This window comes from Rhizobacter sp. (assembly GCF_031412495.1).
GTDB lineage: Bacteria > Pseudomonadota > Gammaproteobacteria > Burkholderiales > Burkholderiaceae_C > Schlegelella_A.
In genome coordinates, this window is record NZ_JANODC010000401.1 from 1 (window position 1) to 13670 (window position 13670).

A 13670-nucleotide genomic window follows, 5' to 3' on the forward strand; every position below is an offset into this window, starting at 1 on the left:
GGCAGGATGAGGTGCCGCCATCCGTCCAAGCTTGCCATGCCGGTGGTCCAGGGCCCGATCGCGAGCACCTCGCCGCGCCCGAAGCTCGGCAGCCACTTCAGCATGACGGCGAACACCAGGATCAGCAGGATCCCGATCAGGAACGTGGGCAGCGAGACGCCGATGAGCGAGATCGTCATCATGGCCTGGGACATGAAGGTGCCGCGCTTCAAGGCGGCATACACGCCCATCGGAACCCCGAACGCGAGCGCGATCACTGCCGCCAGCAAGGCCAGCTCGAGCGTCGCCGGCAACCGCTCGGCGATCAGCGACGACACCTTGCGCCCTTGCCGCAGGCTGAGGCCGAACTCGCCGCGCGCGGCGTTGCCGACGAAGGCCGCGAACTGCACCGGAAAAGGCCTGTCCAGGCCGAGGTCGGTGCGAAGCTGCTGGCGCTGTTGCGGAGTGGCGTCCTGGCCCAGGATGTTGGTGACCGGATCGCCCACGTACTGGAACAGCATGAAGGCGATGAAGCCCACCGTCAGCATGACGAGGATGGCCTGGACGAGTCGGCGGAGAACGAAGGCGAGCATGAAGGAAACGTGGACGGCATCGACTCATCGCCGAAAGCATGCCCGCTGTGAGGCATCCGGGCGCGCGGACTGCGCTGTGCGACCAGGATTTCAGTGGCCACTTGCCGGACGCGTATGAGAGCAAAACCCGGGCCACGCGTCAAAAGGGAATGCCCGGATGGCGCACCCGAATCCATGAAAAAGGCCGCCCGAAGGCGGCCTTTCAAGTCGGATCGACAAGCTCGCTCGAGGCGAGCCCTGATCAGAAGATGTGACGAACGCCGAGCTCGAAGCCCTTCGAGTCGCCACCGGCACGGATGGCGTTACCACCCGACAGCGCCACAGACGTGTTGTCCTTGTTGGCAAGGCGGGAGACCGTCCCATACATCGCGGTCCGCTTGGACAGGTTGTACTGGTAGGTTGCCGCGATCTGGTCCACCGTGGCGTTGGTGGCGCCGAGGTCGGCCTTGGCGCGGTTGTAGCCGACGCGGATCTCGCTCTGGCCCAGCGGGAAGATGGCGCTGACCGAGTAACGATTCTGGTCGATGCCACGCTCGAGCTCGTCGTGCTGGTAGTAGCCCATCAGCCGCATGAAGCCGAAGTTGAACGAGCCGGCGACGTTCCAGACGTCCTGCTCTTCGCCACCGAGATTCAGGTTGTTCGCGACGGCGTAGCGCTGCTTGTGGTACGAAGCGGCGACGTCGAACGGGCCGGCGGCAAAGCCGATGCGCGCGCCCAGGTGGCGACCCGGACGATCCAGCGACGAACCGCCTTCGCTGGCGCCGACCATCGCTTGACCGTAGAAGCCACCGATGTTGGGCGGCAGGAAGTAGCCGATCGAGTTGTCCTGACGAACATGGCTGCCGAGGATTGCGACGTTGAGCGAGCTGCCGAGGCCGTTGGTGCCGAACGCATCAAAGATCGTCTGGTTCCAGAACGTCGGCACGTAGTCACGGCCGAGGCGAAGTTCGCCGGCGCCGCTGATCAGGCTGACCGTGGAGCGACGGTTAAAGAACTTGCTTTGCGTGTTCTGGGTCGTTGTCACGACGTTGTTCGCCGCAACCGGGGTGCCGAAGTTGGTCGTCCCGGTATCGGGGTTGACGCCCGCCTCAAGCCAGAAGCCAGCGCGCAGACCGCCGCCGAGGTCCTCGATGCCGCGGAAACCGAGGCGGCTGCTGTTGATGCCGTCGGTCGACAGCGAGAGGCGACGCGCCGAGCCGTCGTTCTTCACGAAGCGGCCGTTCGCGTCGACGATGCCGAACAGGGTCACCGAGGACTGCGCCGACGCCACGCCGGTCAGCGTACCGAGCACTGCGAGAGCGAGCAGAGATTTTTTCATTGCGACTATCTCCTGAGTTGAAAAGAGGTCCCGATCTCGAAAACCCGCGTGGAGCAGATCAGGCACAACCCCCTGAGCGGGAAGTTGGATGTATTGCACCAGAGGGACCTCGAGGTGGAAAGCCTTGGCGCACAAAAAAGGCCCTGATGTTGTCTTGGCACAACGAGCATTCCGGGGCCGATCCGAGACGTTGGACGCTATCCTGAAGCTCCCATGATCCCCCATCCGCACAGCGCTCTCGACCGCTTTCTCACCATCGCCGACCACGCCCTGCGTGCCCTCACCAGCACGCCGTCGGCGACCCGGCCGACGCCCGCCCCGCCCCGCTCCGACGTCCTCCTGGAGCCCGCCGAGCGGCGCCTCTCGGGCGCCCTGATGCGCGTCAACCATGTCGGCGAGGTCTGCGCCCAGGCGCTCTACAGCGCCCAGGCCCTTGCCACGCCGGACCCTGCCCTGCGCCGCCAGTTCGAGCATGCCGCCGGCGAGGAAAGCGATCATCTCGCATGGACCGCCGAGCGGCTCGAGCAGCTGGGCGCCCGGCCCAGCCGCCTGAATCCGCTCTGGTACACCGGCGCCTTCGCGATCGGCCTCGTCGCTGGCCGATCCGGCGACGCCACGAGCCTCGGCTTCATGGTCGAGACCGAGCGGCAGGTCGAGCGGCACCTCGACGGGCACCTCGAGCGCCTGCCGGCGGCGGACACGGCGTCGAGGGCGATCGTCAGGCAGATGAAGGAAGACGAAGCCGCCCACGCGATCACTGCCGAGCGGCTGGGTGCGTCCCGGCTGCCGCTGCCGGTGCGCTGGGCCATGCGCGTCGCCGCGCGTGTGATGACGACGACCGCGCACTACGTCTGAGGGCCGCCTCCCGAGGGCTTGCCGTTCGGCCCAGGCAGCATGACCAGCTCGTGGCTGGTCGTGATCGCGGCGGTTCGCGCCAGCATGATCGTGGCCGAGCAGTACTTCTCGTGCGACAGGGCGATCGCCCGCTCCACCGCGGGCTCGGTCAGCCCCACGCCGCTGACGATGAAGTGCAGATGGATCGCCGTGAACACCTTCGGATCGGTCGGCGCACGCTCCGACGTCAGCTTGACCCGGCAGCCGCGGACATCGTGGCGGCCGCGCTTCAGGATCAGGACGACGTCGTACGCGCTGCAGGCGCCGGTGCCGGCCAGGACCGTCTCCATCGGCCGCGGCGCGAGATCGCGGCCGCCGCCATCGGGCGAGCCGTCCATCGTCAGCAGATGGCCGCTGCCGGTCTCGGCGCTGAACGCCATGCCGGTCGCCGCCAGCCAGTCGATCGTGCACTCCATGGGCCCGCCTTTGTGTCGTTTATTGCAGCGCAACAAAAATGCGCCTACACTCTTTTTCACTCGATCTTCCTGGTGCCGATGACAGCCGGCCCGGGGCGACGAACTGATTGTCTCCTCCACCTCCTCCATTGGTGGATTGAGCCCAAGGCAGCGATGCCTTGGGCTTTTTTCTGGCCACGCCGTGCCGCTTTATGATGCACTGCCGCAATCGTCGGCCGCAGGAGATGCCTCAGGCATGGCGACACCTTCCCGCAAGCCCTCGCCGAAGCAGCCGCGAATCGCCCTGGACGGCTACCTCCAGAAGATCCTGACGGCGCGGGTCTACGACGTCGCCATCGAGACCTCTCTCGATGCCGCACCGGCGCTGTCGGCCCGGCTCGGCAACGAGGTGCTCTTCAAGCGCGAGGACACCCAGCCGGTCTTCAGCTTCAAGCTGCGCGGCGCCTACAACAAGATGGCGCACCTCGCCCCTGAGGCGCTCGCCCGCGGCGTGATCTGTGCTTCCGCGGGCAACCACGCCCAGGGGGTGGCCCTGGCGGCGAGGCGGCTCGGCTGCCTGGCCCTGGTGGTCATGCCGACCACCACGCCTTCCCTGAAGGTGGCCGCCGTGCGAGCCCTCGGAGCCGAGGTCGTGATGCAGGGCGACAGCTACTCCGAAGCCCACGCGCACGCGCTCGGGCTGGAGGCCGAGCGCGGGCTGACCTTCGTTCACCCGTTCGACGATCCCGACGTGATCGCCGGTCAGGGCACGATCGCGATGGAGATCCTGCGCCAGCGCCAGGGCCGCATCGACGCGGTCTTCGTCGCCGTTGGCGGCGGCGGCCTGATCTCCGGGATCGCGGCCTACATCAAGGCGGTGCGGCCGGACATCCGCGTCGTCGGCGTGCAGATGAACGACTCCGACGCGATGGTCCGGTCGGTGCAGGCCGGGCACCGGGTGCAGCTGTCGGACGTCGGCCTGTTTTCGGACGGCACGGCGGTCAAGCAGGTCGGCGCGGAGACGTTCCGCATCGCCCGGGCCCTCGTCGACGAGTGGGTCGTCGTCGACACCGACGCTGCCTGCGCGGCCATCAAGGACGTGTTCGAGGACACCCGCAGCATCCTCGAGCCGGCGGGCGCCCTCGGCGTCGCGGCGATCAAGCAGTACGTGCAGCGCCATGGCACGCGCGGCGAGACCTACGTCGCCATCACCTGCGGCGCCAACATGAACTTCGACCGGCTGCGCTTCGTGGCCGAGCGCGCCGAGGTGGGCGAGGAGCGCGAGGCCCTCTTCGCCGTGACGATCCCCGAGGAGCGCGGCAGTTTCCGCCGCTTCTGCGAGCTGATCGGCCCGCGCGCCGTCACCGAGTTCAACTACCGCATCGCCGACGCACGCGTCGCCCACGTTTTCGTCGGCATCGCCACCGTCGACCGGGCCGAGTCGGCTCGGCTCGGCGCTCATTTCGGCGAGCACGGCTTCCCGACCCTGGACCTCACCGGCGACGACCTCGCCAAGGAGCATGTGCGGCACATGGTCGGCGGGCGCAGCGCACTGGCCCGCGACGAGCGGCTCTACCGCTTCGTCTTCCCCGAGCGGCCGGGCGCCCTCATGCGCTTCCTCTCGAGCATGCCGAACGGCTGGAACATCAGCCTGTTCCACTACCGCAACCAGGGCGCCGACTACGGCCGGATCCTGGTCGGCATCCAGGTGCCGCCGTCCGACGACAAGGCCTTCGCCACCTTCCTCGCCAGCCTGGCCTATCCCTGCGCGGAAGAGACCGCGAACCCGGCCTACCGACTTTTCCTGAGCTAGGGCACCGGCGGTGCGCCCGGAGAAGGGCCGCCCCGCCGTCTGCGTCTACTGCGAGCGGAAGTTGTCCGGCGACGGCAGGCCGGGGTTCACCGGCGGCGGCACGGCGGCCGGAACCGGCTGAGACTGCATAACCGGCGGCGGGGCTGCCGACGGGGCCGGCGCCGTTGCGGGCGGTGGAACCTGGGCAGGGAGCATCCGCATCGCCGGCGCCGGCGGCACGGCCGGGCCCGGCGCGCCGGGCCCGGGCAGGACCCCGGTGGCAGCGGGCGGCAAGGCCGGCAACTCGAGCAGGACACTGCGCTCGCCCTGAGCCGGGCCGATCGTCGCGCTGCGATGGCCGACCGACTGCAGGATCAGACCGTCGTCGAGGCGGGCGCCGACGGCGAAGGCCTTCGCCGGCTTGCCGTCGACCGCGATCAGGGCCAGGCCATAGGCCGGGACCTGCTGCGCCGGGTTCGAGCGCGGCGCCATCACGCCGACGAGCTTGAATCGGGACGGCGCTTCGGGTGCTGCCTCGGCCGTCACCGCGACGATCGGGGCGGTGCCGAAGAGGCGGGTCAGGTCGCCGCGGACGGGCGCCGACTTGCCGACGGCGACGGCGTACGGCGGCGCCTGCGGCGAGCGGGCGGCAAAGCGAAGCGCCCAGAACACCGCAGTGGCCGCAACGAGCGACCAGATCACGAATGCAGCGAGGCGCGCCAACATGCGGCCATTATCATTGAAGGCTCCCCGCCACGAGGCGTCCGACCGGTAGAACTCCACGAGACTCCAGCCGATGAAACGAGGTTCCCGCCGGCGCGGCTTCACGCTGATCGAGCTCATGGTCGTGCTCGTCATCATCGGCGTCCTGGCCGCGCTGATCGTCCCGAACATGCTCGATCGCGCCGACGATGCGCGCGTCACGGCGGCGCGGACGGATGTCAACAACCTGATGCAGGCACTGAAGCTCTACCGCCTGGACAACCTGCGCTACCCGAGCGGCGAGCAGGGCCTGCAGGCGCTGGTGGTCAAGCCGGCGTCGGGGACGATTCCGCCGAACTGGCGCGCCTACCTCGACAAGCTGCCGGCCGACCCCTGGGGCAAGCCGTACCAGTACGCGAACCCGGGGCTGAAGGGCGAGATCGACGTCTACAGCTTCGGTGCCGACGGGGTCGTCGGTGGCGAGGGCAAGAATGCCGACGTCGGCTCCTGGCAGTAGGCCGGTCACCTTCCCGCCGCGTTCGCGCGGCTTCACCCTGATCGAGCTGATGGTGGTGGTCGCGCTGATCGCGATCGCCAGCGCGGTCGTCAGCCTGGGCATGCGCGACCCGGCCGCCAGCAGGCTCGAGCAGGAGGCGGCCCGACTGGCCGCCCTCCTCGAGTCGGCGCGGGCCGACGCCCGGGCTTCCGGTGTCGCCGCCCGCTGGGAACCGCTCAGCGAGCAGGCCGACGGCGCCGGGTTCCGTTTCGTCGGCCTGGCGCCGAGCCAGCCGCTGCCGCGGCACTGGCTCGAGCCCGGCACGGCAGCGCAGGTGATCGGCGCCCGCGCCGTCGTCCTCGGGCCGGAGCCGCTGATCGGCGAGCAGCGCATCGTGCTGCGCCTGGCCGACCAGCGGCTGACCCTGGCGACCGACGGGATCGGCCCGTTCGTCGTCGCCGAGAGCGGCGCTGCGCTGCCGTGAGGTGCACCGGCTCGCGCGGCTTCACGCTGATCGAGGTGCTGGTCGCCCTGGCGATCGTCGCGGTGACGCTCGGCGCCGGCATGAAGGCGGCGGGCTCGCTCACCGACAACACCGCCCGCCTCGCCGAGGTCACGGCCGCGCAGTGGTGTGCCGACAACCGGCTGACCGCCCTGAAGCTGGCGCGGCAGTTCCCGGACATCGGCACCGGCGACTTCACCTGCGAGCAGCTCGGCCGGCCCTACGCCGGCAAGCTCGAGGTCCGGACCACGCCCAACCCGAACTTCCGCCGCGTCGACGCCCGCATGGTCGACGAGGGCGGCCGCACGATCCTGGTCCTGTCGACCATCCTCGGGCGCCTGTGACGATCGCCCGCCGCGCCCGCAACGCCGGCTTCACGCTGGTCGAGGTGCTGGTCGCCCTGGTCATCATGGCGATCATGTCCCTCATCGCCTGGCAGGGCGTCGACGGCATCGTCCGCACCCGCGAGTCGAACCAGGTCCGGCTCGAACAGACGCTGCGGCTGGAAACGGTGATCGCGCAGTGGGAGCAGGATCTCGCCGCCCTGCAGGAGAGCGCGGCCGTTCCCGCGATCAGCTGCGACGGCCAGAGCGTCCGCCTGACGCGCCGGACCGCGGGCGGTCTGCAGGTCGTTGCCTGGTCGCTGCGCCCCGACACCACGAATTCGATGTGGCAGCGCTGGGCCAGCCAGGCGGTCACGACCACGAACGGCCTGCAGGAGAACTGGATGCGCACGCAGCAGTTCCAGGGCAACGAGCCCGGCCAGCTGCGCGCCCTCGGCGGCCTCGAGCAGTGGCAGGTCTATTTCTTCCAGGGCAACGCCTGGAGCAACTGCCAGTCGACCGGCAACGTCCTGGCGCCCGACGTGCCCGGCGCCGGGCCGCAGAGGCAGGCCCTGCCCTCGGGGGTCCGCATCGTGCTGTCCTTCGGCCCGGGCAGCGGCCTGAGCGGCAGCCTCGTCCGCGACGTCCGGATCGCGCCATGACCGCGCTGCCGGCGCCAAGGCAGCCGTCGCGCCCCGGCGCACGGCAGCGCGGCGCCGCCCTGCTGACCGCGATGCTGATCGTCGCGCTCGTCGCCACCCTGGCCACCTCGATGCTCTGGCAGCAGTGGCGCGCGGTGCAGGTCGAGGCGGCGGAGCGGGCCCGCGCGCAGTCGGCCTGGATCCTCTCCGGCGCGCTCGACTGGGCCCGGCTGATCCTGCGCGAGGATGCCCGCAACGGCGGCCCCGATCACCTCGGCGAGCCCTGGGCCGTGCCCCTCGCCGAGGCGCGCCTCTCAACCTTCCTGGCCGCGGACAAGGCGAACACCGAGGACGCGCCCGACGCGTTCCTGTCCGGCGCCATCACCGACGCCCAGGCCCGCTTCAACCTGGGCAACGTGCTCCTCAGCGGCACCAACCGCATCGACACGAACCAGCTGGCGGTCCTCCAGCGGCTGTGCGAAACGGTCGGTGTCTCGGCCGACGTCGCCTCCCGGATCGCCACGGGAATGAGCCAGGCGGCGCCGCCGGCACCCCCGGAGCAGGGCGCCAGCGCGACTGCCACGCCGCCGCCCGCCGCGGCAGCGCCGGTGGCCGACCCGCCGCTGATGCCGGCCCTGGTGGCCCAGCTCGCCTGGTTCGGCGTCGACCCGGAGGCGATCCGTGCCCTCGAACCCTACGTGACGATCCTGCCGGGCACGGTGTACGTGAACGTGAACACGGCGCCCCGGGAGGTGCTTGTCGCCGCCACCGCCGGGCTCGACCTGGCCACGGCGGAACGCATCGTCCAGGCGCGCCAGCGCGCACCTCTGAAGTCGATCGCCGACATGCGTGCCCTGGCGCCTTCCGTGGCCGAGGAGAGCTTCGCCCGTCTCGTCATCAATTCGAGCTTCTTCGAGGTGCGCGGCCGCCTTCGTCTGGCCGACGTCGTCCTCGAGCAGCGCTCCCTGGTCCAGCGGCAAGGGCTCGTCGTCAACGTCCTGCAACGTGAACGGATCGCCAGCCGCGACGCGACCGGCTCCTGAATCCGGCCAAAACGAGAACCAGTACAGCGATTCCGCTATAAGACGTGCTTCTAAGTCCTTGATTGCGAAGGGATAGGCTGCACGCCTCCCTAAAATGCCCCGAGCCCTAGCGCCATGTCCACCCTGGTCATCCAACTTCCCGAGCATCGGCGCCTGCGCGCCGGCGTCCGGAGCGACAACGACGACGCCGATCACTGGCGCCGCCGCGAGTACCCCTACGTCACCAGCACCGACGGCATCGAGTTCGAGGCCCAGGGGCAGGCCTCGGCCGCCCTGCTGCCTGGCCGCTCGCTGGTCATTGCCGTCGTCCAGGAGTGCGACGTCAGCTGGCACCGGATCACCTTGCCCAAGGCACCGGCGTCGCGCCTGCGCATGGCGCTGGTCGGCGTCATCGAGGAGGCGCTGCTCGAGGACGCCGACACCGTCCACCTGGCGGTCGCCCCGCAAGCCGTGGCCGGCCAGCCGACGTGGGTGGCGGCCGTCGACAAGGCCTGGCTGCACCAGGAGCTCGCCGCCCTGCAGAAGGCCGGGGTCTTCGTCGACCGCGTCGTGCCGATGGCCTGGCCCGACGACCCGCCCTCCGGCCACTTCCATGTCGCCGAGGGCGGGGACGGCGGCAAGCCGAAGAACGTCCTGCTCACCTGGGCCAACGTCGACGGCGTCGCCACGGTCAGCCTCGACGGCGGCCTGGCGCGCGCCCTGGCGCCGCAGCCGGCACCGGTGACCACGCGCTGGTCGGCGGCGCCGACCGCGGCCGTCGCGGCGGAGCAATGGCTGGGTGCACCGGTGACCGTGATGGCCCTCGAGCAGCGGCTCCTGCAGGCCGGGCGAAGCCTCTGGAACCTGCGCCAGTTCGACCTGGCCCGCCGGACCAGGGGCGCGCGCGCCCTGCGCGACTGGATGCGGCAGGCCATGAGCCCGGCGTGGCGGCCGGCGCGGATCGGCCTGGCCTTGCTCGTCACCGCCCACATCGCCGGCCTTAACCTGTGGGCCTGGCACCAAGCCGGCGCGATCGAGGCCCGCCGGGCCTCGATCCAGGCCCTGGTGAAGAAGACCTTCCCCCGCGTCTCGGACGGCGATGTCCAGCGCGACGCCGCCGCCGTGATGCTGCGCGAGACCCAGGCCCTGCGCACGCTGGCCGGCAAGACCGGCGACGCCGACCTCGAGCCCCTGCTGCAGGCCGCCGCTGCGGCCTGGCCGACGGAGCGGCCGCCGGTGGAGAACCTCCGCTTCGAGCCCGGCAAGCTGACGCTCGCCGCCAGCGGCTGGAGCACCGCCCAGATCGACCAGTTCCGCAACTTCCTTCGCCAGGCCGGCTACCAGGTCGACGCCAGCGAGGGCCGGCTTGTCCTGACCCGCGCCCGCGGCGGGGCGGTCTCGTGAGCGCCGAGCACGCCGCTTCCCTGCCGCCGGCGATCGCCGGCGCGCGCCAGCAGGCCGGCCAGTTCTGGCAGGCCCGCGCCCCGCGCGAGCGCCAGCTGATCGCTGCCATGGTCGCTGCCCTGGCCATCCTCGCTCTCTGGATGATCGCCATCCAGCCGGCCCTCAGGACCCTGCGCGAGGCGCCGATCGAGCTGGCCCGGCTGGACCAGCAATGGCAGCAAACCCAGCTCGCCGCGTTCGAGAGCGAGTCCCTGCGCAGCGCGACGGCGGTGCCGCCGGCGCAGGCCGGCGAGGCGCTGCGTGCGGCCACCGACCGCCTCGGCAGCAAGGCCAAGCTCGTGGTCCAGGGCGACCGCGCCACGGTCACCTTCACGGGCGTCGCCTTCGAGGACCTGCGTGCCTGGCTCGGCGAGGCGCGCAGCGGGGCGCGCGCCCGGCCGGTGGAGGCGCAGCTGCTGAAGGCGGCCGCCGGTTACAGCGGGTCGATCTCGGTCGTCCTGTCGGGGGCCTCATGATCGGACGCCGGAGGAAGCCCCTCTTCAGCTCCACGGTCGCATCGACCGGCTGGAGCGAGTCGACGCTGGCGGAGCGCAGCTGGGTCGAGGCGCGCGGCGCAGCGGTGCGCTGGGCCGTCGCCGGCACGCTCTTCGGGCTGCTCGCCGGCGTGGTCCTCTTCGCGCCGGCGGCCTGGCTGGCCAGCGCCGTCGCCTCGGCGACGGAGCAGCGCCTGATCCTCTCCGACGCCCGCGGCACGGTCTGGTCGGGCAGCGCCGTGCCGGTGCTCACCGGCGGTGCCGAAAGCCGCGACGCCGCCTTCCTGCCCGGCCGCCTCGAGTGGACGCTGTCGCCGCGCTTCTACGGCGTCCAGGTGCAGGCGCGGCAGGACTGCTGCGTCAACGGCACGATGCTGATCCAGGTCCGGCTGGGCCTCGGCCGCACCCGCGTCACCCTGCTTCCCGGGCCGAGCCCGGTAGGCCAGTGGCCGAGCGCCTGGCTCGGCGGGCTGGGCACGCCGTGGAACACGCTGCAGCTCGGCGGCACCGTCCGGCTCGCCTCGCCGGGGGTGACGATCGAGCGCGTCGGAGGGCGCTGGCGCCTCGACGGCCGCGTCGACATGGAACTGGACAACGTCTCCTCGCGTCTGACGACGCTGGAGACACTCGGCAGCTACAAGATCAGCGTGACCGGGGGCGGGGGCGGCAACAGCGCGACGCTGCTGTCGGTCTCGACCGTCGACGGGCCGCTGCAGCTCACGGGAAGCGGCACCTGGGGGCCCGGCGGCGTCAAGTTCCGCGGCGAGGCCCGTTCGGCCACCGTCGACGAGGCAGCGCTGTCGAACCTGCTCAACATCATCGGCCGGCGCGATGGCGCCCGGTCGATCATTTCGATCGGATGAGAATGACTGCACTCCGCGCAACGCGCACCATCCGCGCCTCGCGAGCAGGCGCCGGGGCCGTGGCGCTGGCCCTCCTCGTCGGTGCGGCACCGATCCCCACCGCCTTCGCGCAGCCTGCAGCCTCGCGCTTTCGCGGCCAGGCCGTGACGCTGAACTTCGTCAACGCCGAGATCGAGGGCGTCGCGCGGGCGATGTCGGCGATCCTGCGCCAGCAGTTCGTCGTCGATCCGCGCGTGCGCGGCACGATCACGCTCTACAGCGAGGAGCCGCTCTCGCCGCGCGACGCCTACGTGAACTTCCTGGCGGCGCTGCGCGGCCTCGGCTTCACCGTGGTCGAGGTGCAGGGGCTCTACAAGATCGTTCCCGAGGCCGACGCCAAGCTGCAGGCCGGCACGGTCTCGATCGGCGACACCGTCCGCCGCGGCGACCAGGTCCTGACGCAGATCTTTCGCCTCACGCACGAGAACGCGAACAACCTCGTGCCGGTGCTGCGGCCGCTGATCAGCCCGAACAACACGATCAACGCCAACCCCGGCAACAACACGCTCGTCATCACCGACTACGCCGACAACCTGCAGCGGATCGGCAAGATCATCGCCGCGATGGACCTGCCGTCGAGCGGCGACGTCGAGGTGATTCCGCTGCGCTACGCGGTCGCCGCCGACATCGCGCCGATGATCCAGCGCCTCACCGACAGCAACGTGCCGTCGGCACCCGGTGCCGCCGGCGCCTCGACCCTCGCGGCGCCGTCGATCCTGATCGACGGGCGCAGCAATTCGCTCATCGTGCGCAGCAACAACGCGGCCAAGATGGCGTCGATCCGGTCGCTCGTCGCCCGCCTCGACACCTTGCCGCAGGGCCAGGCCGCGAGCGGCAACATCTGGGTCGTCCACCTGAAGAACGCCGACTCGACCAAGCTCGCGGCGGTGCTGCGGGCCGCCTTCAGCGCCACCGGCGGCAGCGCCGGCGCCTCCGGCGGCGGCGGGTCGACGACCTCGCCCTTTGCCCCCAATGCGCCGGGCGCCGCCGGCACGGCGGCGGCCATGGCCGGCGGCGGCGGCGCGACCTCTGCGGCGACGGCACCGCTCACCGGCTCGGGCAGCCCGTCGACCGGCGGGTTCATCCAGGCCGACCCGGCCACGAACTCGCTCGTCATCACCGCGCCCGAGCCGCTCTACCGCCAGGTGCGCTCGATGATCGACCAGCTCGACGAGCGTCGGGCCCAGGTCTACATCGAAAGCATGATCGTCGAGGTCACGGGCGACAACAACGCCGACTTCGGCTTCCAGTGGCAAGGTCTGATCGGCAACAGGAACGACAAGAACATCATCGGCGGCGGCACGAACTTCACCGGAGGCGGCGGCAACATCCTCGACATCGCGGGCAGCGTTGCCACCGGGACGGCGGCGGGGGCGGCGGCTGCGCTCGCGCAGCTCGGCGAGGGATTCAACATCGGCCTGGTCCGCAACTACGGCGGCATCTACGGGCTCTCGGCCATCGCCCGCTTCCTGCTGTCGCAGGCCAACACCAACATCACGTCGACCCCGAACCTCGTCACGCTCGACAACGAGGAAGCCAAGATCATCGTCGGCAGCAACGTGCCGTTCGTGACGGGCCAGTTCACCAACACCGGCACGGCACTGTCCAACCCGTTCCAGACCATCGAGCGCAAGGACGTCGGCATCACGCTGCGCATTCGGCCGCAGATCTGCGAGAACGGCTCGATCCGCATGGCGATCTTCCAGGAGTCGTCGAGCCTGGCCTCGGGCACGGCGCCGGGCACGTCGAACGCCGGACCGTCGACGAACAAGCGTTCGATCGAATCGAACGTCATCGTCGAGGACGGCCAGATCCTGGTCCTCGGCGGCCTCATCGAGGACACCTACACCGACAACAAGTCGAAGGTGCCGCTGCTCGGCGACATCCCCTACGTCGGCGCGCTGTTCCGCAGCGAATCGCGGACCAAGCTGCGCACCAACCTGATGGTCTTCCTGCGGCCGACGGTGATGCGCGACGCCGACAGCACGAACCGGCTCTCGGTCGAGCGCTACGAGCTGATCCGGGCGGCGCAGCAGGGCCAGCAGCCGAGGCCGAACGTGCTGATCCCGATCAACGAAGCGCCGGTCCTGCCGCCGCTGCGCCGGATGGAAGACTCGATCCAGCCGCTGTCGGCGCCGCAGACCTCGCCCGGCAGCACGCCCGGCGCGCTGGAG

The 13670-nt window shown here is 70.6% G+C and carries 15 protein-coding genes; 11 read left to right on the plus strand and 4 right to left on the minus strand.

All coding sequences use genetic code 11. The features are described 5' to 3' along the window. Together AC30N0_RS14775 and AC30N0_RS14780 are read right to left on the minus strand one after the other, a co-directional pair. The coding region (locus tag AC30N0_RS14775) for an ABC transporter permease (protein WP_489518666.1) at positions 1-572 on the minus strand (572 nt) is incomplete at its 3' end. 241 nt (positions 573-813) lie between these two features. Beyond that, positions 814-1989, minus strand: coding sequence for a porin (locus AC30N0_RS14780; RefSeq protein ID WP_489518667.1), 1176 nt, complete (start codon positions 1987-1989; stop codon positions 814-816). 114 nt (positions 1990-2103) lie between these two features. Here AC30N0_RS14780 and coq7 point away from each other — a divergent pair, with 114 nt between their 5' ends. Further along, positions 2104-2745 carry a 2-polyprenyl-3-methyl-6-methoxy-1,4-benzoquinone monooxygenase gene (coq7, locus tag AC30N0_RS14785; RefSeq protein ID WP_489518668.1) on the plus strand — a complete coding sequence of 214 codons (642 nt, stop codon included), beginning with the start codon at positions 2104-2106 and terminating at the stop codon, positions 2743-2745. Here coq7 and AC30N0_RS14790 read toward each other — a convergent pair. Next, the gene (locus tag AC30N0_RS14790; protein ID WP_489518669.1) at positions 2736-3200 is read right to left on the minus strand and encodes an OsmC family protein; all 465 of its coding nucleotides are present in this window, start codon (positions 3198-3200) and stop codon (positions 2736-2738) included. The two genes, coq7 and AC30N0_RS14790, sit on opposite strands and share 10 nt — an antisense overlap. Before the next feature lie 235 nt (positions 3201-3435). Here AC30N0_RS14790 and ilvA point away from each other — a divergent pair, with 235 nt between their 5' ends. Next, positions 3436-4992 carry a threonine ammonia-lyase, biosynthetic gene (gene ilvA / locus AC30N0_RS14795; protein WP_489518670.1) on the plus strand — a complete coding sequence of 519 codons (1557 nt, stop codon included), beginning with the start codon at positions 3436-3438 and terminating at the stop codon, positions 4990-4992. Between the two features lie 45 nt (positions 4993-5037). On the opposite strand, the gene AC30N0_RS14800 is transcribed toward ilvA, so the two are convergent. Next, a complete protein-coding gene (locus tag AC30N0_RS14800) occupies positions 5038-5697 on the minus strand; it encodes a type II secretion system protein N (RefSeq protein ID WP_489518671.1) in 660 nt (219 codons plus the stop codon). A 70-nt stretch (positions 5698-5767) separates the two neighbouring features. Between AC30N0_RS14800 and gspG the strand changes: the two genes are divergently transcribed. From gspG to gspD, 9 genes are all read left to right on the plus strand, one after another. Beyond that, positions 5768-6190: a type II secretion system major pseudopilin GspG gene (gspG, locus tag AC30N0_RS14805; RefSeq protein WP_489518672.1), complete on the plus strand. Its 423-nt coding sequence runs from the start codon at positions 5768-5770 to the stop codon at positions 6188-6190. Next, complete coding sequence (locus AC30N0_RS14810; protein ID WP_489518673.1) at positions 6165-6653, plus strand: prepilin-type N-terminal cleavage/methylation domain-containing protein; 489 nt, start codon at positions 6165-6167, stop codon at positions 6651-6653. The genes gspG and AC30N0_RS14810 overlap by 26 nt, the downstream gene beginning before the upstream one ends. Further along, on the plus strand, positions 6650-7015 hold the full coding sequence (gspI, locus tag AC30N0_RS14815; protein ID WP_489518674.1) for a type II secretion system minor pseudopilin GspI: 366 nt from the start codon (positions 6650-6652) through the stop codon (positions 7013-7015). Before AC30N0_RS14810 ends, gspI begins: the two co-directional genes overlap by 4 nt. After that, positions 7012-7656 (plus strand): PulJ/GspJ family protein, encoded by a 645-nt coding sequence (locus AC30N0_RS14820; protein WP_489518675.1) that lies wholly within the window; start codon positions 7012-7014, stop codon positions 7654-7656. Before gspI ends, AC30N0_RS14820 begins: the two co-directional genes overlap by 4 nt. After that, the gene (gene gspK / locus AC30N0_RS14825; protein ID WP_489518676.1) at positions 7653-8678 is read left to right on the plus strand and encodes a type II secretion system minor pseudopilin GspK; all 1026 of its coding nucleotides are present in this window, start codon (positions 7653-7655) and stop codon (positions 8676-8678) included. The genes AC30N0_RS14820 and gspK overlap by 4 nt, the downstream gene beginning before the upstream one ends. 114 nt (positions 8679-8792) lie before the next feature. After that, the gene (gene gspL / locus AC30N0_RS14830) at positions 8793-10061 is read left to right on the plus strand and encodes a type II secretion system protein GspL (RefSeq protein ID WP_489518677.1); all 1269 of its coding nucleotides are present in this window, start codon (positions 8793-8795) and stop codon (positions 10059-10061) included. Continuing rightward, positions 10058-10576: a type II secretion system protein M gene (locus AC30N0_RS14835; protein WP_489518678.1), complete on the plus strand. Its 519-nt coding sequence runs from the start codon at positions 10058-10060 to the stop codon at positions 10574-10576. The genes gspL and AC30N0_RS14835 overlap by 4 nt, the downstream gene beginning before the upstream one ends. Then, complete coding sequence (gene gspN, locus AC30N0_RS14840) at positions 10573-11457, plus strand: type II secretion system protein N (protein WP_489518679.1); 885 nt, start codon at positions 10573-10575, stop codon at positions 11455-11457. Before AC30N0_RS14835 ends, gspN begins: the two co-directional genes overlap by 4 nt. A gap of 2 nt (positions 11458-11459) precedes the next feature. Further along, positions 11460-13670 (plus strand): type II secretion system secretin GspD (gene gspD / locus AC30N0_RS14845; RefSeq protein WP_489518680.1); only part of this gene is annotated, 2211 nt, incomplete at its 3' end.

Excerpts from the sequence above, each read along its gene's own strand:
- gspG (WP_489518672.1), top strand. The coding sequence starts at position 5,768 with ATGAAACGAGGTTCCCGCCGGCGCGGCTTCACGCTGATCGAGCTCATG.
- coq7 (WP_489518668.1), top strand. The coding sequence starts at position 2,104 with ATGATCCCCCATCCGCACAGCGCTCTCGACCGCTTTCTCACCATCGCC.
- gspL (WP_489518677.1), top strand. The coding sequence starts at position 8,793 with ATGTCCACCCTGGTCATCCAACTTCCCGAGCATCGGCGCCTGCGCGCC.
- gspN (WP_489518679.1), top strand. The coding sequence starts at position 10,573 with ATGATCGGACGCCGGAGGAAGCCCCTCTTCAGCTCCACGGTCGCATCG.
- AC30N0_RS14810 (WP_489518673.1), top strand. The coding sequence starts at position 6,165 with ATGCCGACGTCGGCTCCTGGCAGTAGGCCGGTCACCTTCCCGCCGCGT.
- gspK (WP_489518676.1), top strand. The coding sequence starts at position 7,653 with ATGACCGCGCTGCCGGCGCCAAGGCAGCCGTCGCGCCCCGGCGCACGG.
- AC30N0_RS14790 (WP_489518669.1), bottom strand. The coding sequence starts at position 3,200 with ATGGAGTGCACGATCGACTGGCTGGCGGCGACCGGCATGGCGTTCAGC.
- AC30N0_RS14800 (WP_489518671.1), bottom strand. The coding sequence starts at position 5,697 with ATGTTGGCGCGCCTCGCTGCATTCGTGATCTGGTCGCTCGTTGCGGCC.
- ilvA (WP_489518670.1), top strand. The coding sequence starts at position 3,436 with ATGGCGACACCTTCCCGCAAGCCCTCGCCGAAGCAGCCGCGAATCGCC.